The 21,469-nt window shown below is 62.9% G+C and carries 24 protein-coding genes; 13 read left to right on the top strand and 11 right to left on the bottom strand.

What is annotated here, in order from left to right:
* Positions 1-27: 27 nt before the first annotated feature.
* From ccmA to ccmI, 9 genes are read left to right on the top strand one after another with little or no spacing between them, the layout of a single operon-like run.
* Positions 28-651: a cytochrome c biogenesis heme-transporting ATPase CcmA gene (gene ccmA / locus LGM20_RS10670; RefSeq protein WP_023290027.1), complete on the top strand. Its 624-nt coding sequence runs from the start codon at positions 28-30 to the stop codon at positions 649-651.
* Positions 648-1,307 carry a heme exporter protein CcmB gene (gene ccmB, locus LGM20_RS10675; RefSeq protein ID WP_044523727.1) on the top strand — a complete coding sequence of 220 codons (660 nt, stop codon included), beginning with the start codon at positions 648-650 and terminating at the stop codon, positions 1,305-1,307. Before ccmA ends, ccmB begins: the two co-directional genes overlap by 4 nt.
* Before the next feature lie 49 nt (positions 1,308-1,356).
* The gene (locus LGM20_RS10680; protein WP_023290025.1) at positions 1,357-2,094 is read left to right on the top strand and encodes a heme ABC transporter permease; all 738 of its coding nucleotides are present in this window, start codon (positions 1,357-1,359) and stop codon (positions 2,092-2,094) included.
* Positions 2,091-2,321 carry a heme exporter protein CcmD gene (gene ccmD, locus LGM20_RS10685; protein WP_023290024.1) on the top strand — a complete coding sequence of 77 codons (231 nt, stop codon included), beginning with the start codon at positions 2,091-2,093 and terminating at the stop codon, positions 2,319-2,321. The genes LGM20_RS10680 and ccmD overlap by 4 nt, the downstream gene beginning before the upstream one ends.
* Positions 2,305-2,763: a cytochrome c maturation protein CcmE gene (ccmE, locus tag LGM20_RS10690; RefSeq protein ID WP_044523725.1), complete on the top strand. Its 459-nt coding sequence runs from the start codon at positions 2,305-2,307 to the stop codon at positions 2,761-2,763. Before ccmD ends, ccmE begins: the two co-directional genes overlap by 17 nt.
* Positions 2,760-4,712, top strand: coding sequence for a heme lyase CcmF/NrfE family subunit (locus tag LGM20_RS10695; protein ID WP_044523723.1), 1,953 nt, complete (start codon positions 2,760-2,762; stop codon positions 4,710-4,712). Before ccmE ends, LGM20_RS10695 begins: the two co-directional genes overlap by 4 nt.
* Positions 4,709-5,263, top strand: a complete 555-nt coding sequence (locus LGM20_RS10700; protein ID WP_032453183.1) for a DsbE family thiol:disulfide interchange protein — start codon at positions 4,709-4,711, stop codon at positions 5,261-5,263. Before LGM20_RS10695 ends, LGM20_RS10700 begins: the two co-directional genes overlap by 4 nt.
* Before the next feature lie 11 nt (positions 5,264-5,274).
* Complete coding sequence (locus tag LGM20_RS10705; RefSeq protein ID WP_072096566.1) at positions 5,275-5,721, top strand: cytochrome c-type biogenesis protein; 447 nt, start codon at positions 5,275-5,277, stop codon at positions 5,719-5,721.
* Positions 5,718-6,560: a c-type cytochrome biogenesis protein CcmI gene (ccmI, locus tag LGM20_RS10710; RefSeq protein ID WP_044523718.1), complete on the top strand. Its 843-nt coding sequence runs from the start codon at positions 5,718-5,720 to the stop codon at positions 6,558-6,560. Before LGM20_RS10705 ends, ccmI begins: the two co-directional genes overlap by 4 nt.
* A gap of 1,691 nt (positions 6,561-8,251) precedes the next feature.
* Here the strand turns inward: ccmI and LGM20_RS10715 are convergent.
* Entirely contained in the window at positions 8,252-8,476 is a 225-nt protein-coding gene (locus LGM20_RS10715; protein ID WP_142375638.1) for a hypothetical protein, read from the bottom strand.
* Positions 8,477-8,502: 26 nt separating this feature from the next.
* Here LGM20_RS10715 and LGM20_RS10720 point away from each other — a divergent pair, with 26 nt between their 5' ends.
* Positions 8,503-8,865 (top strand): TonB family protein, encoded by a 363-nt coding sequence (locus LGM20_RS10720; protein ID WP_072013423.1) that lies wholly within the window; start codon positions 8,503-8,505, stop codon positions 8,863-8,865.
* A gap of 172 nt (positions 8,866-9,037) precedes the next feature.
* On the opposite strand, the gene LGM20_RS10725 is transcribed toward LGM20_RS10720, so the two are convergent.
* From LGM20_RS10725 to budA, 3 genes are read right to left on the bottom strand one after another with little or no spacing between them, the layout of a single operon-like run.
* Positions 9,038-9,808 carry a (S)-acetoin forming diacetyl reductase gene (locus LGM20_RS10725; protein ID WP_004151179.1) on the bottom strand — a complete coding sequence of 257 codons (771 nt, stop codon included), beginning with the start codon at positions 9,806-9,808 and terminating at the stop codon, positions 9,038-9,040.
* Positions 9,809-9,831: 23 nt separating this feature from the next.
* The gene (gene alsS, locus LGM20_RS10730; RefSeq protein WP_023290012.1) at positions 9,832-11,511 is read right to left on the bottom strand and encodes an acetolactate synthase AlsS; all 1,680 of its coding nucleotides are present in this window, start codon (positions 11,509-11,511) and stop codon (positions 9,832-9,834) included.
* Positions 11,512-11,520: 9 nt separating this feature from the next.
* The gene (gene budA, locus LGM20_RS10735) at positions 11,521-12,300 is read right to left on the bottom strand and encodes an acetolactate decarboxylase (RefSeq protein WP_002908205.1); all 780 of its coding nucleotides are present in this window, start codon (positions 12,298-12,300) and stop codon (positions 11,521-11,523) included.
* 106 nt (positions 12,301-12,406) lie between these two features.
* Here budA and LGM20_RS10740 point away from each other — a divergent pair, with 106 nt between their 5' ends.
* Positions 12,407-13,279 (top strand): LysR family transcriptional regulator, encoded by an 873-nt coding sequence (locus tag LGM20_RS10740; protein WP_044523670.1) that lies wholly within the window; start codon positions 12,407-12,409, stop codon positions 13,277-13,279.
* Between the two features lie 19 nt (positions 13,280-13,298).
* On the opposite strand, the gene LGM20_RS10745 is transcribed toward LGM20_RS10740, so the two are convergent.
* From LGM20_RS10745 to LGM20_RS10770, 6 genes are read right to left on the bottom strand one after another with little or no spacing between them, the layout of a single operon-like run.
* Complete coding sequence (locus LGM20_RS10745) at positions 13,299-14,069, bottom strand: 3-hydroxybutyrate dehydrogenase (RefSeq protein WP_023290011.1); 771 nt, start codon at positions 14,067-14,069, stop codon at positions 13,299-13,301.
* A gap of 23 nt (positions 14,070-14,092) precedes the next feature.
* Positions 14,093-15,487: a GntP family permease gene (locus LGM20_RS10750; protein ID WP_197743183.1), complete on the bottom strand. Its 1,395-nt coding sequence runs from the start codon at positions 15,485-15,487 to the stop codon at positions 14,093-14,095.
* Positions 15,488-15,531: 44 nt separating this feature from the next.
* Positions 15,532-16,455, bottom strand: coding sequence for a 3-hydroxyacyl-CoA dehydrogenase family protein (locus LGM20_RS10755; protein WP_044523668.1), 924 nt, complete (start codon positions 16,453-16,455; stop codon positions 15,532-15,534).
* A gap of 11 nt (positions 16,456-16,466) precedes the next feature.
* A complete protein-coding gene (locus LGM20_RS10760) occupies positions 16,467-17,648 on the bottom strand; it encodes an acetyl-CoA C-acetyltransferase (protein ID WP_023290008.1) in 1,182 nt (393 codons plus the stop codon).
* Positions 17,649-17,657: 9 nt separating this feature from the next.
* Positions 17,658-18,314, bottom strand: coding sequence for a CoA transferase subunit B (locus tag LGM20_RS10765; RefSeq protein ID WP_021312467.1), 657 nt, complete (start codon positions 18,312-18,314; stop codon positions 17,658-17,660).
* A 1-nt stretch (position 18,315) separates the two neighbouring features.
* Positions 18,316-19,023 carry a CoA transferase subunit A gene (locus LGM20_RS10770; protein ID WP_023290007.1) on the bottom strand — a complete coding sequence of 236 codons (708 nt, stop codon included), beginning with the start codon at positions 19,021-19,023 and terminating at the stop codon, positions 18,316-18,318.
* 140 nt (positions 19,024-19,163) lie between these two features.
* Between LGM20_RS10770 and LGM20_RS10775 the strand changes: the two genes are divergently transcribed.
* The gene (locus tag LGM20_RS10775) at positions 19,164-20,054 is read left to right on the top strand and encodes a LysR family transcriptional regulator (protein ID WP_023290006.1); all 891 of its coding nucleotides are present in this window, start codon (positions 19,164-19,166) and stop codon (positions 20,052-20,054) included.
* 44 nt (positions 20,055-20,098) lie between these two features.
* On the opposite strand, the gene LGM20_RS10780 is transcribed toward LGM20_RS10775, so the two are convergent.
* On the bottom strand, positions 20,099-20,239 hold the full coding sequence (locus LGM20_RS10780; RefSeq protein WP_002908189.1) for a hypothetical protein: 141 nt from the start codon (positions 20,237-20,239) through the stop codon (positions 20,099-20,101).
* 289 nt (positions 20,240-20,528) lie between these two features.
* On the opposite strand from LGM20_RS10780, the gene LGM20_RS10785 reads away from it, so the two are divergent.
* Positions 20,529-21,437, top strand: coding sequence for a DUF535 family protein (locus LGM20_RS10785; protein WP_044523663.1), 909 nt, complete (start codon positions 20,529-20,531; stop codon positions 21,435-21,437).
* Positions 21,438-21,469: the final 32 nt, after the last annotated feature.

Here is a 21,469-nt window from a genome sequence, read left to right on the forward strand (position 1 = left end):
ACTGTCTGAATCAAGGAGTTTGCCTTCATGCTGCATGCAGAGCGACTGACCTGCATCGTTGACGATCGACCGCTGTTTGCGGAGCTGACGCTATCCCTTGCTGCCGGCGAGCTGCTGCAGGTCGCCGGTGATAACGGCGCGGGGAAAACCTCGCTGCTGCGGATCCTTTGCGGCCTGGCGCGCCCGGAAAGCGGGGTGGTGAGCTGGCAGGGCCAGCCGCTGGCCCAGGTGCGGGAGTCATTTCACCGGCAGCTGCTGTGGCTGGGCCATAAGCCCGGCGTCAACGCGGCGCTGACCGCCGATGAAAACCTGCGTTTCTTCTTTCCGGCCAGCCGCCTTCAGCAGCGGGAAAGCGCCCTCGCCGCCGTCGGCCTGGCGGGCTATGAAGATCTCCCCTTAAGCCAGCTCTCCGCCGGGCAGCAGCGCCGGGTGGCGCTGACCCGCCTGTGGTTAACCGATGCGCCGCTGTGGATCCTCGATGAGCCGTTTACCGCCCTCGACGCCACGGCGATAGAAACCCTGACCCGTCGCCTGGAGCAGCACGCCCGGCAGGGGGGAAGCGCGATCCTCACCACCCATCAGCCGCTGCGGCCGCTGGGCTGCCCGTTGCGCACCCTGCGCCTCGGCGACGACGGCGGGAGGCGGCAATGATGAGAGCGCTGTTGGCCCGGGAACTGCGCCTGGCGTGGCGCAGCGGGGCAGAGATCCTCAATCCGCTATGGTTCTTTCTGATCGTCATCACCCTGTTTCCGTTCGGCGTCGGCGCCGCGCCGCAGCTGCTGGCGCAGATTGCGCCGGGCGTGGTGTGGGTCGCCGCGCTGCTGGCGGCGCTGCTGGTGATGGATCGGTTGTTTCGCGACGACTGGCAGGACGGTTCCCTGGAGCAGCTGATGCTTCTGCCGACGCCGCTGGTGGCGGTGGTGCTGGTGAAGGTGGTCGCTCACTGGATGATGAGCGGCCTGCCGCTGCTGATCGTCTCGCCGCTGGCGGCGCTGCTGCTGGGGATGAACCTGCACGACGCCGGCGTGCTGGCGCTGACCTTGCTGCTTGGCACGCCGACGCTCAGTTTTCTTGGCGCGGTGGGGGTTGGCCTGACCGTCGGCCTGAAGCGCGGCGGCGTCCTGCTGAGCCTGCTGGTGCTGCCGCTGGCGGTGCCGCTGCTGATTTTCGCCACCGCGGCCTGCCAGGCGGCGGCCGCCGGGCTCCCGGTCAGCGGCTATCTGGCGATGCTGGCGGCGTTCTTAACCGCCAGCGCCACCCTGTGTCCGTTCGCCACCGCCGCCGCGCTGCGGCTGACCGTGCAATAATTCGCTGCGCCTGCGGGCGCGGCCATCATAACCGTGTGAGTAAGCGTCTATGTGGAAAGCGTTACATCAACTGGCGATCCCCGAGCGGCTGTACCGCCTGTGCGGGTGCTGGATCCCCTGGCTGGCGGCGTTGAGCGCGCTGTTGCTGGTCATCGGCCTGGGGTGGGGATTTGGCTTCGCCCCGGCGGACTATCAGCAGGGGGAAAGCTACCGGATCATGTATCTTCACGTCCCGGCGGCGATGTGGTCGATGGGGCTGTACCTGGCGATGGCCGTCGCGGCCTTCGTCGGGGTGGTCTGGCAGATTAAAATGGCCGACCTGGCGATCGCCGCCCTGGCGCCGGTAGGGGCGGTCTGCACCCTGGTGGCGCTGGTCAGCGGCGCGGCGTGGGGCAAGCCGATGTGGGGGACCTGGTGGATCTGGGACGCCCGCCTGACCTCGGAGCTGGTGCTGCTGTTTCTGTATGCCGGCGTCATCGCCCTGTGGCACGCCTTTGACGACCGCCGCCTGGCCGGGCGCGCGGCGGGGATCCTCGTCCTGGTCGGGGTGGTCAATCTGCCCATCATTCATTACTCGGTTTACTGGTGGAACACCCTGCACCAGGGCTCGACCAACCTGCAGCAAACCATCGACCCGAGCATGCGTCTGCCGCTGCGGATCTGCATTTTTGCTTTCCTCGCGCTGTCGGTCACCCTGACCCTGATGCGCCTGCGTAACCTGATCCTCCAGCTGGAACGTCGTCGGCCGTGGGTGGTGGCGCTGGCTAACAAAGGAGCCGCCCGATGAGCCCCGCTTTTTCTTCGTTCGCCGCCTTCCTGAATATGGGCGGCTATGCCCTGTACGTCTGGCTGGCGGTGGCCGTGGCCATCGCCGCCTTTGGCCTGCTGACGGTTCATACCCTGTGGGCGCGGCGGGCGCTATTCCAGGAGGTGCGACGCCAGCAGGCGCGCGAGCGGCGGATCGCGGCCGCTCGCGAACATGACAAGGAGGCCGCGGATGCAAGCGCGTCGTAAAACCCGGCTGTATATCGTGCTGGCGGTGCTCGCCGGCCTTGGGCTGACCGTCAGCCTGACGCTTTACGCCTTGAGCAGCAATATCGATCTGTTCTACACCCCGGGGGAAATTATCTACGGCAAAACGGAAACCCGGGCGCTGCCCCAGATCGGGCAGCGCCTGCGGGTGGGGGGCTACGTTCAGTCAGGCTCCCTGCAGCGCGACCCGCAAACCCTCGACGTGCGCTTTAAGCTGTATGACGCCCGCGGGGTCGTGGACGTCAGCTATAAGGGCATTCTGCCGGACCTGTTCCGTGAAGGACAGGGCGTGGTGGCCCAGGGCGTTCTGGACGGCGAGCGGCATATCACCGCTCAGCAGGTGCTGGCCAAGCATGATGAAAATTACACCCCGCCGGAGGTGAAGAACGCCATGACGCCGGCGAAAGCGGAGGCGCAGCCATGATGCCGGAGCTGGGCAACTTTTTATTGTGTCTGGCGGCGGGGCTGGCGCTGCTTCTGAGCGTCTATCCCCTATGGGGCGCGGCGCGGCAGGACCGGCGGCTGATGGCTCTGGCCCGGCCGCTGGCCTGCGGGCTGTTCGCCTGTATCGGCGGCGCCTTCCTGCTGCTGGTGCACGCCTTCGTGGTCAACGACTTTACCGTCCGCTACGTGGCGGAAAACTCCAACAGCGCGCTGCCGGTGTGGTATCGGGTGGCGGCGACCTGGGGGGCGCACGAGGGCTCGCTGCTGCTGTGGGTCCTGCAGCTCAGCGTCTGGACCTTCGCCGTCGCCCTCTTCAGCCGCCGGATGCCGCTCGACGCCGTCGCCCGGGTGCTGGCGGTGATGGGGATGATCGCCTTTGGGTTCCTGCTGTTCATCCTCTTTACCTCCAACCCGTTCAGCCGCGGCCTGCCGCAGTACCCCATTGACGGCCGCGACCTTAATCCGCTGCTGCAGGATATCGGCATGATTTTTCATCCGCCGATCCTCTATATGGGGTACGTCGGCTTCTCGGTGGCTTTCGCCTTCGCCATCGCCTCGCTGCTGGCGGGGCGGCTGGACACCGCGTGGGCGCGCTGGTCGCGTCCCTGGACCCAGGCGGCGTGGATGTTCCTCACTCTCGGCATCGTGCTGGGCTCGGCGTGGGCCTATTACGAACTGGGCTGGGGCGGCTGGTGGTTCTGGGACCCGGTGGAAAACGCCTCGTTTATGCCGTGGCTGGTAGGGACCGCGCTGCTGCACTCCCTGGCGGTGACCGAGAAGCGCGGCAGCTTCCGCGCCTGGACGGTGCTGCTGGCCATCGCCGCCTTCTCCCTATGCCTGCTGGGCACCTTCCTGGTGCGCTCCGGGGTGCTGGTCTCGGTGCATGCCTTCGCCTCGGATCCGTCGCGCGGACTGTTCATTCTGGCGCTGCTGATTGTCGCCATCGGCGGGTCGCTGCTGCTGTACGCCCTGAAGGGCGGCAGGGTGCGCGCGCGGGTGGAACATACCCTGTGGTCGCGCGAGTCGTTCCTGCTGGGCAACAATATTTTGCTGATGGCCGCGATGTTGGTGGTGCTCCTCGGAACGCTGCTGCCGCTGGTGCATAAAGAGCTGGGCCTCGGCAGCATCTCCATCGGCGAGCCGTTCTTTAACACCATGTTCACCGCCCTGATGGCGCCGTTTGCGCTGCTGCTGGGGCTGGGACCGCTGATCCGCTGGCGGCGCGATGACATCGCCAGGCAGATTAAGCGCCTGGTGGTCGCCCTGGTGGTGACGTTGTCACTTTCTCTGGCGCTGCCGTGGCTGCTGCAGGATCGTATCACCGCGATGGCGGTCATTGGCCTGATGATGGCCCTGTGGGTGCTGATCTTCGCCCTGATGGAGGTTCACGAACGGGCCACCCATCGCCACGGCTTCTGGCGCGGCCTGCGGACGCTGACCCGCAGCCAGTGGGGGATGGTGCTCGGTCACGTCGGCGTGGCGGTGACCGTTATCGGCATCACCTTTAGCCAGAACTACAGCGTGGAGCGCGATGTACGGATGCGCCCTGGCGACAGCATCGATATCCACCGTTATCACTTTGTGTTTAACGGCGTGCGCAATATCGTCGGCCCCAACTGGACCGGCGGGGAAGGCATTATTGCCGTGACCCGCAACGGCCGCCCGGAAGCGACGCTGTATGCCGAGAAACGCTTTTACACCGCCAGCCGGATGATGATGACCGAGGCGGCGATCAGCGGCGGGCTGACCCGCGATCTGTACGCCGCGCTGGGGGAAGAACTGAGCGACGGCAGCTGGGCGGTGCGTCTGTACTACAAACCGTTCGTTCGCTGGATCTGGTACGGCGGGGTGCTGATGGCCCTCGGCGGTCTGTGCTGCATGCTCGACCCGCGCTACCGGATGCGTAAGAAACTGCAGGAGGCCTCATGAACCGGAAGCTGCTGTTTATCCCGCTGGTGCTGTTTCTGGCGCTGGCCGCCGCGCTGTTCTGGCAGCTGATGCGTAACGCCGATGGCGACGACCCGACGACCCTCGAGTCGGCGCTGATTGGCAAACCGCTGCCGGAATTTCGCCTTGAAGCGCTGGATACCCCCGGCCAGACGCTGGACCGACGGACGCTGATTGACGGCAAGCCGCTGCTGCTTAACGTCTGGGCCACCTGGTGCCCAACCTGTCGCGCCGAGCATCAGTTTCTCAACGGCCTGGCGCAGCAGGGCGTGCGGGTGGTGGGGATGAACTACAAAGACGATCGGCAGAAGGCGATCAGCTGGCTGCAGCGCCTGGGTAATCCGTACAGGCTGAGCCTGTACGACGGCAACGGCATGCTCGGCCTGGATCTGGGGGTTTATGGCGCGCCGGAGACGTTTCTCATCGACGGTCAGGGCATCATCCGCTGGCGGCACGCCGGCGACCTGAACGACCGGGTGTGGCGCGAGGAGCTCCAGCCGCTGTGGAATCAATACAACCGGGGGGCGGGCTGATGAGAGGTGTCATAGGCATTCTGCTGGCGCTGATGCTGACCGGCCAGGCGTGGGCCGCCATCGACACCTGGCAGTTTAAAGACGAGGCCCAGGAGCAGGCGTTCCGCGAGATCACCTCCCGGCTGCGCTGCCCGAAATGCCAGAACAACAGCATCGCCGACTCGAACGCGATGATTGCCGCCGATATGCGGCAGAAGGTGTACGAGCTGATGCAGCAGGGGAAAACGAAAGGGCAGATCGTTGACTATATGGTGGCCCGCTACGGCAATTTTGTCAGCTACGAGCCGCCGCTGACCGCGGGCACGGTGCTTCTGTGGCTGGGGCCGGGGCTGTTCGTCCTGGCGGGCGCGGGGGTGATTATCGCCCGCGCGCGTCGTCGCGATATTCCTGACGCGGCGCTCAGCGTCGAAGAGCGCCAGCGGCTGGCGGCATTATTGAAAGAAGGAAAAGAACGATGAGCCTGTTGGTGGTTATCGCCGGGCTGTTGCTGGCTGGCGCGCTGGGGCTGCTGTACTTCCCGTGGTCGGGCAAAGGGGCGGTGGACCGCGATACCCTCAACCGCGCCCTGTATCAGTCGCGCCTGCAGGAGCTGGCGCAGGAGCGCGGCGAGGACAACCCGGCGCTGGTCGTCGAGCTGCAGCGCACGCTGCTGACGGATATCCCGCCCCAGGTACAGCCTGGCGAACGGCCGCTAAGCCGCTGGGCGCTGTTTCCGGGCGCGCTGCTGCTGGTGGTCCTGAGCCTGGGCCTGTATCTGAAAACCAGCGATATTGGCCAGGTGCTGCTCTGGCAGCAGGCGGAGCGGCATTATCCTGCGCTGTTGCAGCAGGTTAAGGACCCGACCGCGCCGCCGCTGCGTATGGATGAGCTGGCGGAGCTGCGGCTTGGCCTGCGCAGCCATCTGCAGAATACTCCGCACGACCTCGCCGGCTGGCAGCTGCTTGGGCGGCTGGGGCTGTTGTTGAACGATGGCGAGACGGCGATCGGCGCTTTTGGCCGGGCGCATGCGCTGGCGGTGGACGACCCGGCGTCGGCTTTCGATTACGCCAGCGCGCTGGTGCGGGCGGGGGATAGCGGTCAGGTCCGGATGGGCGAGCTGCTGCTGCGTGACCTGCATCAGCGACAGCCGACCAGCCTGCCGGTGCTGGAGATGCTGGCCCTGAGCGCGGTGCGTAATGAAGATTACCCCGAAGCCGTGGCGGCCCTGCAGGCGTTGCTGGCCCGGCTGCCGGAAGGGGATGCGCGGCGCGAGGCGATTGTCCGCCAGCTGGCGCAGGCGCAGCAGCAGGCGCAGTAACTGCCCGGCGGCGCTGCGTTAGCGTGGGCCTGGGGATATGAGCTGACGGGAGGCCTTTGTAGGCCGGGTAAGGCGCAGCCGCCACCCGGCAACATGGCGGGCACGGAGCGATATCTTGCCCGGCGGCGGGGGAGACTGTTATCGGTTTTACAGGTTCTCAGCCCGGGGAAAGCGTTTATCACGCGTGACTTCAGCGTAGTTTGCGCTCCCGCTTCGTGTTGCTGCACCCGGTTTTCCGTGGCGCAGGGAGCAGTATGGCAGCGGCAACGACTGCCGGACGGTTCCCTCTCCCTCCGGGAGAGGGCCAGGGGCGGGAAAGTACTGCTGGGAAGTCTTTTATGTTATCTGTGGCTTCAGCGGGTATTGCGCTCCCGGTTAGTCTTCTGCGTTATGTCAATCATGGCGCAGGGAGCGCACAGGGGGCGGCCAGTCGCCGCCGCCCCCTGTACCCCCGGGCTCCGGCCAGCAAAATCGCCGCTACGCGGTCCCTTCGACTTATCCCTGCAGGCTTCGGGTCGGGCCGAGGCAGCGTCCGTGTAAAACACGGCCCTCAGCCCGCATCCATGCGGGCTGCCCCGGCCTTCCGGGAACGTCTCAGCGATTTTGAGGCCGCCAGCACCGGCAGTTTCAGTAGCCCCAGCGCCAGCGGTGATTTGGGGCTCCAGGTCGGGTCAGGCGCAGCCGCCAGCCGGCACAAAAGCGGCTCCGTGCCCGCTGTCCTTGCCCGGCGGCGCTACGCTTGCGCGGGCCTACGAAGGGCGTGAATAGAGCGCCAAATCGCGGGCAGCCTTTGTAGGCCGGGTCAGGCGCAGCCGCCACCCGGCAACATGGCGGGCACGGAACGATATCTTGCCCGGAGGCGCCGCGTTTGCGTAGGCCTGAGGGATATGAGCTGACGGGAGGCCTTTGTAGGCCGGGTCAGGCGCAGCCGCCACCCGGCAACATGGCGGCCACGGAGCGATAGCTTGCCCGGCGGCGGGGGAGACGGTTATTGGTTTTACAGGTTCTCAGCCCGGGGAAAGCGTTTATCACGCGTGGCTTCAGCGTAGTTTGCGCTCCCGGTTAATCGTCTGCGTTATGTCAATCATGGCGCAGGGAGCGCACAGGGGGCGGCCAGTCGCCGCCGCCCCCTGTACCCCCGGGCTCCGGCCAGCAAAATCGCCACTGCGTGGTCCCTTCGACTTATCCCTGCAGGCTTCGGGTCGGGCCGAGGCAGCGTCCGTGCAAAACACGGCCCTCAGCCCGCATCCATGCGGGCTGCCCCGGCCTTCCGGGAACGTCTCAGCGATTTTGAGGCCGTCAGCACCGGCAGTTTCAGCAACCATGGTGAATATATTAACGACAGGTCGCACGAACCCTCCAGGCCGGGTAAGGCGCAGCCGCCACCCGGCAAAAATACGGCACAAATACGGCCCAACAGCGTAACCGGGATAAGGCGTCACGCATCGCTTTCCGGGGTTCTCTGCTGGCGCTATGCGCAGCCGCTTCCGTGTTAAGCTCCCAGGTGTCGCAGGAATGACTGTAGAATCTCCCCCTTAGCATCAGCAGCAGGCTGCCGCTTAGGCCCCGGAGATCCCTCCCTTAACGTTGCAAGCGCGGTAGATCCCGAGCACCGGAGTGAAAAAGGATTAGCTGAACGTCTTCAGCGCGGGACGCGAATCCATGCTAATCACCTGAGGGGGTTAGCTCGCTCATGTTCCCCGACGAGCCGGATAGCGCTGCTGACAGCTGGCAAAAGAGTCGTTGATGTAGTGGCTCAGCGCCCACTTGTCCTGATAGCCAAACGTCCTCGGGAATGGATGCAGTACGAAGCGCCGGGTCAGGAGGTCAACGTGATTGCCGCTGAAGACGCGGTGTTCACGGATCATCTCATCTGGTAACCTGTCACGCGCGCCGTTGGTAATGTGAATATTCATGGTTAATTTTGGAACTCAGACGATTAATGAAAACTAGCAGACTATTCACTTTAATTTTGCCATTGTTACTGACACTCTGCGCCGGCACAGAGGCCAGCGCCAGCACACCTTCAGGCAGCATTTCCTCTGCAAACACATCAATTACCACTCGTGATAAGAACGGAAACCTACTGCCGAGTTTCCTGCGGATTCAGTACGATGTTGATTCAGATGGCAGAGTTCAGAATGTAAAGATACTTGAATCGACAACGACTCCGGAGTTGGAACATCAAATCATTGATAAAATGATTAAAAAATGGCGCTTTGAAAAGGGCAAACCGGGAATAGCTCAAAGATTAGTCGTCAAGATCCCACCCAAATCAGACGGCGGTCCCGCGAATAAGCAGTAAGCACTTTTAATGACTAGTCGCCTGACGCAACGTCTACGTCTTTAACGTCCCCGGGGCGCCTGGAGGGGACTCTACCTATCAATAGAGGGTTCGTTTTACCGTAAGCTTACTCTCAAACAAAAAAAGCCCCTGCATATCAGCAGGGGCAAGCCATGTCAGATCTTATTATTTATTAGTTAAATACCATCCCGCCGTCGATCAGCAATGACTGACCGGTCATATAATCAGAATCCGGGCTGGCAAGATAGGAGACGCAGGCGGCGACATCTTCCGGTTCGGACAGACGACCAAGGGTGATGCGTTTGGCGAACTCGGCGGTACCGTAGCCCAGCGGTTTACCGGCAGCTTCGGACACCTGGCGGTCAATTTCGGCCCACATCGGCGTTTTGACGATCCCCGGGCAGTAGCCGTTGACCGTGATGCCCAGCGGCGCGAGGTCGCGAGCGGCGGTCTGGGTTAAGCCGCGTACGGCGAATTTACTGGAGCTATACACCGCCAGCTCCGGGTTGCCGACGTGGCCGGCCTGGGAACAGGCGTTGATGATTTTCCCGCCGTGCCCCTCTTTCTTAAAGGCCTCGACCGCCGCCTGAATGCCCCAGATCACCCCTTTAACGTTGATATTGTAGACTTTATCGACAATCTCCGGGGTAATGGACTCGATCGGCGTGGACGGCGCCACGCCGGCGTTGTTGACGATGACGTCGAAGCCGCCCAGCGTTTTGCGCGCCTGTTCGACGGCGGCAAACACCTGATCGCGGTCGGAGACATCCACTTTCACCGCCATGGCGCGGCCGCCGGCCTGGTTGATTTCGGAGGCGACCGCTTTGGCGGTGGCGTCGTTATAATCGGCAATGGCCACGGCAAATCCATCCTTCACCAGGCGAAGGGCGATAGCTTTACCAATCCCCTGGCCGGCGCCGGTAACAAGTGCGACTTTTTTCATTTTCCTTTCCTTATTGTGATGACTTACAGAATCTGACTCAGATGCAGCTGACCCATCAGCAGCGGGTTATCGCGATAATCCACCGGGATGGCCACTACCGCCGGGCCGTCGACGTCCATCGCCGCACGCAGGGTTGGCTCCAGCGCCTCGGCGCTTTCCACGGCAAACCCTTTGGCGCCGAAGGACTCGGCATAGGCTTTAAAATCCATCGGCCCGAACTCGACGCCGGACAGGCGCTGATATTTTTTCTCTTCCTGGATGGCCACCATGTTGTAACCGTTATCGACCCAGATCAGGTGCAGCACGTTGGCTTTCAGGCGGACGGCGGTCTCCAGCTCCATGCTCGACTGCAGGAAACCGCCGTCGCCGGAGACGGAGACCACTTTGCGCTCAGGATTGACCAGCCAGGCGCCGATGGCCCAGGGCAGGGCGACGCCCATGGTCTGCTGGCCGTTGGAGATCATCACCTGACGGGCGCGGAAGCTGTAAAGGTAGCGGGCGATCCAGATATGGAAGCTGCCCATGTCCACGGTCAGCGTGACGTCGCTGTTGACGATATCCTGCATCGCGCGAACGATACGCAGCGGATGCAGGGCAAACTGATTCAGCTGCGCGCCGCGGCGGTCCAGCAGTTCGCGCTGGTGCTGGCGGTCGCGGAGGATCTCCGCCGCCTGCGGGGAGAGCACCAGCCGGCGATCGATATTTTGCGCCAGCTTGCTGAGGGTGCCGGCGATATCGCCCACCAGCTCGACGTCCGGGGTATAGTTGCGTTCTTCATAGGCGGGCAGGACGTCGATATGCACCAGCGTCGCGTTGCCGCTGTTCCACATCGCCGGTTCATATTCCACCGGGCTGTAGCCGATGCAGATCACCAGGTCGGCGAGCTGCAGCAGACGGTCCCCGGCCTGGTTGTTAAACAGCCCGACCCGGCCGGCGAAGCGAGAGAAGTTATCCTGATTCACCGCCCCGGCGGCCTGATAGGTGCTGGTGACCGGAATATGGCTGGCCTCCAGCAAACGGCGTAGCGCCGCGCTGTTTTCCGGCTGGCTGGCCATCAGGCCGAGCAGGAAGATCGGGTTCTTCGCCTGAGCGATAAGCTTCGCCACCTGGTCGATGGCGGCATCCGGCGCGGCGCCCATCTGCGGGGCCCCGCTGGCCGGCAGCACTTTACCGCTGACCGGGCCATCGACCACATCCTGCGGCAGGCTGACGAAAGCGCTGCCCGGCCGGCCCTGCTCGGCGGCGCGGAAGGCGTTGGAGACCACTTCCGCCAGCGCGTCCGGCGCGGTCACCTCGACGGCGTATTTCGTCACCGGGCTGAACATCGCCACCGTATCCATACTCTGGTGGACCTGTTTGGCCTTATCGGCGCGTTTCACCGCGCCGCCCAGGGCCACCACCGGGTCGCCTTCGCTGTTGGCGGTGGCCATACCGGTGATCAGGTTGGAACAGCCCGGACCGGAGGTGACCAGCGCCACGCCCGCTTTACCGGTAATGCGCCCGACGGCGGCGGCCATAAAGGCGGCGTTGGCTTCGTGGCGTACCGGAATAATGCGAATGGAGGAATCCAGCAGTGAGTCGAATACCTTGTCGATTTTGGCGCCAGGGATGCCGAACACCTGACGTACCCCCTGGGCTTCCAGCTGGCTGACGACGAGATCGGCGCCGTGCGCCCACTGGCGTACCGGATACTGTTTGTCCATGTGACCCCCTTAACTTTCTACGGAACGGATGGCGGCATCGAGATTATCGGGATGCAGATTGGCCTGCAGGAACGCGCTGTCGGCGGGCAGGTCGATCATCAGCTTGTGAATTTCGCCGAAGGTCAATACCCCGTGGTCGAGCTGGTAATCCAGCAGGTGACCGCCGCCTTTGCGGTCATCGGTTATAAAGTGCTCGTGATACCCGGCGACGTTGATCCCCTGCATATGCTGCGGGGTACGGAAGCCGACCAGCACCCCTTCGCGCTGGTTAAAGCGGAACACCGGCTGATCGTCGAGGACGTCGGTCATCGCCCGGTACGGCGGCGTCTGGCGCGGCACGGTGCGGGTATGGGCATGGCGGAAATGGCCGTCGATGCGCAGGGCGCAGAACAGGTTGTCAGAGGGAATTTGCTGGTCGATCACCTCGTGCAACTGCTGGCGGCTCACCGGATGGTCGAAGGTTTTCCGGTACTGCGGCTGGAACCAGGTCATCACCGCGAACGGCGTTTTCTGCTCCGGCTGGGCTTTGCGCGCGCTGCCGTCGGCCCGCAGCTGATAGACCTGACTGCTGAAGGCGATCAGCTCCCCGTCCAGCTCATTAAAGGTGCCGAGACCGAAATCGCCGTGCTTCAACAGGTCCGCGATGGTGGTGCTGCCTTCGTAAACCCCGCTCAGCAGGGCGCTCATGAGCGATGTCTGATAGAGCACGCTCTCGGGATGCTGCGCGGAAAACGCCCGCAGGGTTTCGCACAGACTCTCTTCGCAGGTGCATTCAGCAGAATGATTCATATACCACTTCCTCGTTCAACAAATATAAGAAAGGTTAAATAAATGTTGACCCGATTCAGCTCACAGTTCCAATATAGAAACCATGCTGGTTTGAGACGTTTTCGATATGGAACTTCGTTATCTTCGCTATTTTGTCGCCGTCGCCAGGACGCGGCACTTCACCCAGGCCGCCAAGGAACTGGGTATTTCACAGCCTCCGTTAAGTCAGCAAATTCAGCGGCTTGAGCGCGAGGTGGGGACCCCGCTGTTTCGGCGTTTGACCCGCGGGGTGGAGCTCACCGAGGCCGGTGAGTCGTTCTATGAGGATGCCCGCCAGATCCTCGCCATGAGCGATGCGGCGCTGGAGAAGGCCAAGGGCATTGCCCGCGGGATGAACGGCAGCCTGTCGCTAGGCATTACCAGTTCTGATGCTTTCCACCCGCAAATCTTCACGCTGCTGCACCGTTTTCAGCTCGATCACCCCGGGGTGACCCTGCACCAGATGGAAGACAATATGGCTAATCTGATGACCGCCCTGAGCGAGGCCGAGCTGGACATCGCCTTCGTCCGTCTGCCGTGCGAGAGCAGTAAAGCCTTTAATCTGCGGATTATCGATGAGGAGCCGATGGTTATCGCGCTGCCGCGCGACAACCCGCTGGCGACGCAGCCGACCCTGGCCCTGGAGCAGCTGCGCGACGTGGCGCCGATCCTCTTCCCGCGGGAGGTGGCCCCGGGGCTGTATGAGCTGGTGTACAACAGCTGCCTGCGCGCCGGCATCGATATGGAGCGCGCCTGGCAGTCGTCGCAGATTTCGTCATCGCTGAGCATGGTCAATGCCGGGTTCGGCTTCGCGCTGGTCCCGCAGTTGATGACCTGCATTCAACAGCCGAACGTCAGCTATCACCCGCTCAGCGGGGCGCCGCTGAAGACCGATATTGCCATCGCCTGGCGGCGCTTCGAGCGCTCGCGCACGGTGAAACGCTTTCTGGCGATGTTCTGATCGTCGCGACGCCTGCGGTCTACTGCGCCACCCAGCCGCCGTCCATGTTCCACGCCGCGCCGCGCACCTGGGCGGCGGCGTCGCTGCACAGAAACAGCGCCATTTCGCCCAGCTGCTGCGGGGTGACAAACTCCCCGGAGGGCTGTTTTTCCGCCAGCAGCTGCGCGCTGGCCTGCTGCGGGTCGACCCCTTCGGCGATGCGCTTATCGATCTGCTGCTGCACCAGCGGGGTCAGCACCCAGCCGGGGCAGATGGCGTTGCAGGTGATGCCGCTGCGCGCGGTTTCCAGGGCCACGGTTTTGGTCAGGCCGACCACCGCGTGCTTGGCGGCGACATAGGCCGATTTCTCTTTCGACGCCACCAGGCCATGCACTGAGGCAATGTTGATGATGCGCCCCCAGTCGCGCTGACGCATGCCTGGCAGCGCCAGGCGGGTGGTGTGGAAGACGCTGGAGAGATTGATGGCGATGATGTCGTTCCATTTGTCCACCGGGAACTGCTCCACCGGGGCGACGTGCTGGATACCGGCGTTATTGATCACGATATCGACGCCGCCGAAGGTGCTTTCGGCATAGCGCATCATCGCCTCGATCTGCCCGACGTCGCGCAGGTCGGCGTCGTGATAGCCGGGGATCTTGCCCAGCGCGGCGACTTCAGCCCGGGCGTGGCTGCTGTCGCCGAAGCCATTGAGCACCAGCTGGGCGCCTGCCTGCGCCAGCACTTTGGCGATCCCTAAGCCGATGCCGCTGGTGGAGCCGGTGACCAGCGCCGTTTTACCGTCTAAATTCATTTTATTACTCCTACAATCTGGTCTCAGACAATGCCGGTCACATAGAACGTGGCAATGACAAACAGCACCGCGAGGCTTTTGATCACCGTGATGGCGAAAATGCCGCCGTAGGCCTGGCGATGGCTCAGGCCGGTGATCGCCAGCAGGGTGATCACCGCCCCGTTATGCGGCAGGGTGTCCATGCCGCCGCTGGCCATGGCGGCGACGCGGTGCAGGACCTCCAGCGGAATATTGGCGGCGTGGGCGGCGGCGACAAAGGTTTCGGACATCGCCGCCAGGGCGATGCTCATTCCCCCGGAGGCCGAGCCGGTGATCCCGGCCAGCACCGTGACGCTGATCGCCTCGTTTAACAGCGGATTGGGAATGGCCGCGAGGGCTTTCGACAGCACCAGGAAACCCGGCAGGGCGGCGATAACCGCGCCGAAGCCATACTCAGAGGCGGTGTTCATTGCCGCGAGAATCGCCCCGCCCACCGCCGTCCGGCTCCCCTCCGCCAGCCGGCCGCGAATATTGCGATAGCCGCAGACCAGCACCAGCACAATGCCGGAAAGCAGCGCTGCCTGCACCGCCCAGATGGCGGTGATTTTCCCCACCTCGGTGACGACAGGCTTCGCCAGACCCGGCAGGGTGAGCTCATGGCTGGCGCCGTACCATTGCGGGATCCAGTGGGTAAACAGCAGATTCAGCACCCCCACCAGCAGCAGCGGGGCGATTGCGATCAGCGGATGCGGCAGGTCGATGTCATCCGGGGTCTCCGGCTCATTTTGCAGATCGGTCCCATAGCCTTCGCCGCTGGCCTGCGCTTTGCGGCGCTGGCGCTCCAGCCACAGCAAACCAAAGAGGATAATGAACAGCGAGCCGATAAGCCCCAGCCACGGGGCCGCCCAGGCATTGGTGCCGAAGAAGCTGGTGGGAATAATATTCTGGATCTGCGGCGTGCCGGGCAGGGCGTCCATGGTAAACGAGAACGCGCCGAGGGCGACGGTGGCGGGGATCAGCCGCTTGGGGATCCCGCTCTGGCGAAACAGCTCGGCGGCGAAAGGGTAGACGGCAAAGGCCACCACAAACAGCGACACCCCGCCGTAGGTCAGCAGGGCGCACACCAGCACGATCACCGGGATCGCGTGGCGGCGGCCGAGGATGCGGATGGCGGCGGCGACAATCGACCGTGAGAATCCCGACAGCTCAATCAGCTTGCCGAACACGGCGCCCAGCAGAAACACCGGGAAATAGAGCTTTACAAAGCCAACCATTTTTTCCATAAACAGGCCGGTAAAGGCCGGGCCGACCGCGCCCGGGTCGGTGAGCAGCACCGCGCCGAGGGCGGCGATCGGCGCAAAGAGGATCACGCTGTATCCACGGTAGGCTGCCAGCATCAGTAACGCCAGCGCGGCCAGGGCTATTATCACACTCATCACGACGTCTCACTCTCATTGTTATTGTAGGGGTACAGAACGCGATACTAGGGTTTCAGGGCGAAGCGCAGCTGGTGTTCCCGGCGCGACTGGATGCGCTGACGCCGCGCCTCGTCCCAGCGGTAAAAGCCTTGCCCGCTGCGGGCGCCGGTGTCGCCTTGCGCCACTTTCTCCGCCACCAGCGACATCATCTCCGTACCGCTGGCCAGCTCCGGCAGCAGGTGCTGGCAGATATCCTGGACCGTCGCCAGGCCGGTCATGTCCGCCGCCTCCAGCGGGCCGACCATCGCATAGCGACGGCCCAGCGAGGCGCGCATCACTTGGTCCACCACCTCCGGGGAAGCGATGCCGCTGTGGACGATGTGCAGCGCTTCGCGCAGCAGGGCGAACTGCAGTCGGTTGCCGACAAAGCCCGGCGCGGCGCGGTTGAGCACCACCGCTTCCAGCGCGCAGCCGGCGCAAAAGTCGCTTACCTGGCGCGCCAGATGGGGCAGCGTGGCGCTCCCGGGCACCACTTCCACCAGCGGGATCAGGTGCGGCGGATGCCAGAAATGGGCGATCAGCAGGCGTTCCGGAAGGCGCATGCCCTGCGCCAGCCGATCCGGCGGCAGGCCGCTGGTGTTGCTGGCGATAATCGCCTCGTCGGCGATCAGCGTTTCCAGTTCGGCATACAGGGCGTGCTTCAGCGCCAGCCGTTCGGGGATCGCTTCAATCAGCAGCGTGGCATCGGCCAGCGCCTGCAGCGCCGGGGTGGGGATTAAACGGCTCAGCACGGCGTCGCGGTCGGCGGGATCCTGCTGAGCGCTCGCCTCCAGCTCGCGCAGGATCGCCCCGGCCACCGTGGGCACCTCGGCAAGACGTTGCGGATCGGTGTCATACAGGCGGACGGCGTGACCGTGACGGGCGAAATGGCAGGCAATGCCGACGCCCATCAGTCCCGCGCCGAGTACCGCCAGACGTGGTGTAAACATAGTGGCTCCTGTTAACGTTGAAGGGTCATGGCGATGCCCTGGCCGCCGCCGACGCACAGGGTGGCCAGCCCTTTGCTGGCGCCCCGGCGCTGCATCTCATGCACCAGGCTGACGAGGATCCGGCAGCCGGAGGCGCCGATGGGATGGCCGAGGGCGATGGCGCCGCCGTTGACGTTGACTTTCTCGCTGTCCCATTCGAGCAGCTGACCGACGGCCAGCGCCTGGACGGCAAAGGCCTCGTTGGCTTCGATAAGATCCACCTCGTCCAGCGTCCAGCCGGCATGCTGCAGCGCTTTGCGGCAGGCGCTCACCGGGCCGATGCCCATCACCGACGGGTCGACCCCGGCGACCGCCGCGCTGACGATGCGCGCCAGCACCGGCAGCCCAAGCTCGCGCGCTTTATCGACGCTCATCAGCAGGACCGCCGCGGCGCCGTCGTTCAGGGATGAGGCATTCCCGGCGGTGACGCTGCCGTCAGCCGGGCGAAACGCCGGGCGCAGCTGGGCCAGCTGCTGCTCGCTGGTCTCCGGGCGCGGTTGTTCATCGTCGGTCACGACACGCGGCGGCTTTTTGCCCTGCGGAACGCTGACCGGGACGATCTCTTCGCGAAAGCGTCCGGCGGCGATAGCGGCCGCCGCTTTGCGCTGGGAGCTGGCGGCGAAGGCGTCCTGGCGCTCGCGGCTGATATCGAAGGCATCGGCGAGGTTCTCGGCGGTAATGCCCATGTGGTAGTCGTTAAAGGCGTCCCACAGGCCGTCCTGGATCATGCTGTCCTGCAGGCTGGCGTGGCCGAAACGCAGGCCGTCGCGGGCGCCGTGCATCAAATAGGGAGCATTGCTCATGCTCTCCTGGCCGCCGGCGATAACGATCCCGGCGTCGCCGCAGCGGATCGCCTGCACCGCCTGCTGAACCGCTTTCAACCCGGAGCCGCACACCAGATTGACGGTGACCGCCGGGGTGTCCACCGGCAGGCCGGCCCGCAGCGCGGTCTGGCGCGCCGGGTTCTGCCCGCAGCCGGCGGTGAGCACCTGGCCGAAAATCAGTTCATCGACCGCCGCGGCGGGCAGCTGGCAGCGTTCAAGCAGGCTGCGCACCACCGTCGCGCCGAGGTCGACGGCGGAAAGCGGGGCGAAGGCGCCGCGAAAGCTGCCGACCGGGGTGCGTACTGCAGCAACAATGGCAATATCGGTCATGGTCTCTCCTTAGCTGAAGCGCATTTCGCGTACGTCGTCGGCGACGATCAGCCGTCCCGCCGTTTTACGCATCACCTCGTCGGGGCTGACCCCCGGAGCCACTTCGCGCAGGACAAACGCCCCGTCGACAATGTCCAGCAGGGCCAGGTCGGTGAGCACCCGGCGAATGCAGCCCACGCCGGTGAGCGGCAGGGTGCACTGCGGCAGCAGTTTGGATTCGCCGTTCTTTGAGGCGTGGGTCATCACCACGATGATGTTCTGCGCGCCGGCCACCAGGTCCATGGCGCCGCCCATCCCCTTAACCATTTTCCCGGGGATCATCCACGAGGCGATATTCCCCGCGACGTCGACCTCAAAGGCGCCAAGAACCGTAAGATCGACGTGGCCGCCGCGGATCATGGCGAACGACTGGGCGGAATCGAAGATCGCCGCCCCGGTTTGCGCGGTGACGGTCTGTTTGCCGGCGTTAATCATGTCGGCGTCGATGGTTTCCTCATCGGGAAATTCGCCCATCCCCAGCAGGCCGTTCTCCGACTGGAGCATCACTTCAATACCGGCGGGGATATAGTTGGCCACCAGCGTCGGGATACCGATCCCGAGGTTAACGTAGTCGCCGTCGCGCAGCTCCTGAGCGACGCGCATCGCCATTTGTTCACGGGTTAGCATCTCAGTGCCCTCCGGCGCGCAGGGTGCGCTGTTCAATACGTTTTTCGAATTGCCCGACGATCAGCCGGTCGACATAGATCCCCGGGGTGTGAATGGCGGAGGGCGGCAGTTCGCCCGGCGGCACGATCTCTTCCACCTCCACCACCGTAATGCGCCCGGCGGTGGCCATCAGCGGGTTGAAATTCTGCGCGGTGTGGCGGTAAACCACGTTGCCGTACCAGTCAGCTTTCCAGCCCTTCACGAGGGCGAAATCGCCGCGAATGGCCTGTTCGAGAATGTAATTTTTACCGTCGAACTGGCGCACCTCTTTGCCTTCGGCGACCGGGGTGCCGTAGCCGGTGGCGGTGTAAAAGCCGGGGATCCCGGCGCCGCCGGCGCGGATTTTTTCCGCCAGCGTTCCCTGCGGGGTGAGCTCTACCGCCAGCTCGCCGCTCAGCACCAGCTGTTCAAACAGCGCGTTTTCCCCGACGTAAGAGGCCACCACTTTGCTGACCTGGCGCGATTCCAGCAGCATGCCGAGACCGAAGCCGTCGACGCCGCAGTTGTTGGAAACCACCGTCAACCCCTGCACCTGGCGGCGCTTCACTTCGGCGATCAAATTTTCGGGTATACCGCACAGGCCGAAGCCGCCGGCGAGCAGCGTCATGCCGTCCGTTAACCCTTCCAGCGCCGCTTCGTAGCTGGCGACGCGTTTATCCAGTCCTGCCATCTTGTCTCTCCTGCCTTGCGATAGCCTTATCATTGGCGCTGGCGACTGATTTGATAATTTTGAATTTGTGACCCACTCATTTGGAAATCTTATTAATTTCCTGTTAACTAATTTCTTTCAATTAGTTAACAGGATGAAAAATGAGAATGAGTGTCAAACAGTTACGCGCGTTTTTAGCGGTAGCTCACACTCTCAATTTCGCCCACGCCAGCGAAAGGCTGAATCTGTCGCAGCCAGCTCTCAGCCTGACCATCAAAGGGTTGGAGGAGGCGCTGGGGGGCGCGCTGCTGCAGCGCAGCACCCGCAAAGTGACCCTCACCCAGGAGGGGGAACTCTTTCTGCCGATGGCCCGTCAGCTGCTGGCCGACTGGGATAACGTCGAGGAGGCGATGCGTCAGAGCTTTACCCTGCAGCGGGGCAAAATCTCGGTCGCCGCGATGCCGTCGTTCGCCGCCAACGTTCTGCCGGAGGCGCTGAAAGCCTTCCGCGACCGCTATGCCGGGGTGAACGTCACGGTACATGACGTGATAAATGAGCAGGTGATCGAGATGGTGCGCGAGGGGCGGGTGGAAATGGGTATCGCTTTCGAGCCATCGCCCAGCCACAACCTGCTGTTTACCCCGCTGGCGGTGGACCGCTTCGTGGCGATCGTTCCCCGGCAATCGCCGCTGGCGAAGAAAAAAAAGCTCACCTGGCAGGAGCTGTTAACCCTCGACTTTATTACCCTCCAGCGCCCTTCGGCGGTGCGCCTGATGCTGGAGGAGGCGCTGGCGCGAAGCGGGCGTCAGCTGGACGTGGCCCTGGAGAGCCATCAGCTGGTGACGGTGGGGAGAATGGTGGCCAGCGGGCTGGGGGGCAGCGCGGTGCCAGCGCTATGCAAAACGCAGATGGCCTCGCTGGGGGCGGTGTGCATTCCGCTTAGCGATCCGCCGATTGAAAAGTGCGTTGGGGCGATTTATGCCGGACATCTGCCGCTGTCGAAGGCGGCGCAGGCGCTGCTGGATACGCTGAAAGGGTTTTTACCCAGCTGAGGGAGCGGGAGGCAAAAAAACCGGCCCGCGGGCCGGTTTGATAATCAGATTTTGCAGGCGTCGCCGCAATCGTCATCGGCAACGATCGCCTGGGCTTTTTTGTCCGCTTCTTCCAGACGCTCCGCGTTGCGCTCTTCCGCTTCATCCAGGCCGCTGAAGACCAGGTTGTCGAGATCAATTTCCATAAGTTACCTATCGTTGCTGGTTTTGGATCAGCGTCAAGTATAGGGCAAAACCGCCCGCGGATGTACCCGCGCTTCGCGCCGAACGCACAGAGCGTTAAGTCGCTGGGCGGCGGGCATCACCTACCATAATTAACCGTTGACAGGATGGCGTTAATTTTAATTATCGTCGGCAGAACAATTTTCTGCCGCAATATTAAATGAAAGGACAACGAAGGTGTAATTAAGCGTTGACGAATATCTTTTATGTTAATATGGCCGCGATTATGGATGAATCTATGGATCTTAATCAATGGGACATACTGTTGCAGGCGCCATCAAAGAATGGCGTAAACATAATAAAGTGATCGGTCAGGTCAAAATAAACTATAAAAAAATTTTACGAAAATGCAGAGAGCTCTCGCTCGCAGGAGGTAAGTACAGAGAATATCAAGGACTTTGCGCCAAATATCAGTGCGCGCGGTTGACCGCCGTAACCCAGGGGCTGGTGCCTTTCGAGGATAAACCCTTTAAGGCCTATCTTAATAAACGGATGTCAAAACGGCGCAAGCTGGATATTGCCCACGGTTCGCTGAATTTTATCGAGAAAACATTTCAGCCGGATGTGCTGCCGCAGCTCTATAACGTGGCGGATTTTGGCCGGGCGATGTTTGCTATTCCTTTGAAAAATGGCGATAAGCTTGACGTTAAGCTGCTGGCGTCGCCGTTTCAGGAGGAGGGTGAACTGATGCTGCAGCTGTTTCTCGGCGACCGTCGCGTCTATAGCGTCTGTTTTTCCTGTACCGACGATGGCCGCGCCTATATCGGCGGTATTCAGGGCGGGAAAGATATCACCAATGAAGAGGTGAAGGCGCTGACCAAAGAGCTGCATGGCGCGCGGCCGAAAAATATCATCATGAGCGTGCTGTATGGTTTCTTAGGCTATTTCAACATCACCACGGTCTACGCGATCGATTCCGATTACCACGTGAAAAGCGATCTGGTGAAAGCCAGTTACTCATCGCTGTGGCTGGAAATGGGCGGTGAGAAACAGGCTCGCGGCTGGTATAAACTGCCGGCGCAAGAGATCAAAAAAAGTATTGAAGAGGTGAAAAGTAAACACCGCAGCCAGTTTATTAAGCGCGAAGGCATTAAAGAGCTGATTCAGCTCGATATGGCCAACGCCCTGCGGCAAATCACCTTGCGTTCGCGGGTGAATTAACGCCTCTTATACGTCAAGCGGACAGCAGGGGG

Origin of the sequence: Klebsiella quasipneumoniae subsp. quasipneumoniae (assembly GCF_020525925.1) — a bacterium.
In the GTDB taxonomy this organism is placed as follows: domain Bacteria; phylum Pseudomonadota; class Gammaproteobacteria; order Enterobacterales; family Enterobacteriaceae; genus Klebsiella; species Klebsiella quasipneumoniae.